1 protein-coding gene is annotated in these 1548 nt (G+C 34.3%); it reads left to right on the plus strand.

The annotated features are described in order from the left end of the window. The first annotated feature begins 28 nt into the window (after positions 1–28). Entirely contained in the window at positions 29–1492 is a 1464-nt protein-coding gene (locus tag BLR86_RS25475; protein WP_090768612.1) for an IS1182 family transposase, read from the plus strand. The last annotated feature ends 56 nt before the right edge of the window (positions 1493–1548 follow it).

Consider the following 1548-nt stretch of genomic DNA (forward strand, 5'->3'; position numbering starts at 1 on the left):
AGAAAACATTTAGAAAATGGGTGAAACTATGCTTCCTAAAAAAGAATTAGTGCTAAGTTCATACAGTGCACTTTATGATATATTGATCCCAGAAGATCATTTCTTGAGAAAATTTAATAACTTAGTTGATTTTGAATTTATCTATGAAGAGTTAAAAGATATGTATAATGAGGCATTTGGCGCCACAGCCAAATGCCCTATTATGATGTTCAAATTATTACTCCTTAAAGTAATGTACCCAATGTCTGATCGTGATTTGATTGAAAGAGCAACTTTTGATATGTCATTTAAATATTTTTTAGATGTAGCACCTGAAGATAAAATAGTTCACCCAACGAGTCTAACGAAATTTAGAAAACTTCGATTAAAAGATGAGTCTTTATTAGATGTCCTTATTAAAAAGACGGTTGAAATTGCCTTACAGGAAGGTCTTATTAAATCGAACCAGATCATTGTGGATTCAACCCATACGGACAGTATGTTTAACTCTAAATCACCCATTGAAATTTTGATTGAACAGTCAAAACAATTAAGAAAGAGCGTTTATAAACAAGACGAAACCTATAAAGATAAAATGCCGGCTAAGCCAGGTACGAATGAATTATTAGACCATATCAACTATTGTAATCAATTAATAGATATCATTAAAGAAGATGAAAGATTATACATAAAGGAAGACGTAAAATTAAAGGCTAACTTATTAGAAGAGATCGTAAATGATGACATCGAACACCTGAACTCAACTGTGGAAAAAGATGCAAAAGTAGGACATAAGAGTTCAGATTCTTCATTTTTTGGGTACAAAACTCACATCGCGATGGTTCCAGAGCGTATTGTGACATCGGCAATCGTTACAACAGGGGAACAGAATGACGGAAAACAAGCAAAAGAGCTAATTGAGAAATCTGTTGAAAACGGAATTGAAGTGAAAGCATTCATTGGCGATGGGGCTTACTCTGAGAAAGAGATGATTGAATATGCAAAAGAGAAAGAATTTAAGTTAGTATCGAAATTAAGCAAGACCGTATCGGAGGGAAACAAAAGAGCATCAGGAGAATTTCAATACAATAAGGATGCTGGGCGATATGTATGTACCGCTGGACATATGGCAATTAAGAAGGCATTACATGGAAAGAAAAAACACACTACTGAAGGAACTGTGTTACGAGAAACGCACTACTTTGATATTGAAAAGTGTAAGGTTTGTCCACTTAGAGAAGGCTGTTATAAAGAAGGAGCTGCAAGCAAAACATATACCGTAACTTTGAAGAAGGATAAAATTCATGAAGAACACCAATTCTATCAGGAAACAGATGAGTTCAAGGAGTTAGCGAAAAACAGGTATATGATCGAGGCTAAAAATGCAGAGTTAAAGAATCGCCATGGGTTTAAAAAAAGCCATTCCCATGGTCTATTAGGTATGCACATACAAAGTGCAACAACCCTCTTCGTAGTGAATATGAAACGAATTATCACGTTAATGGGTAAGTAATAGCCCATTATTTTACCTTTAAAAATCCAAAACACGAAAAAAGATTAGGGAATGTT

The organism is Bacillus sp. OK048, from assembly GCF_900103525.1.
GTDB lineage: Bacteria > Bacillota > Bacilli > Bacillales > Cytobacillaceae > Neobacillus.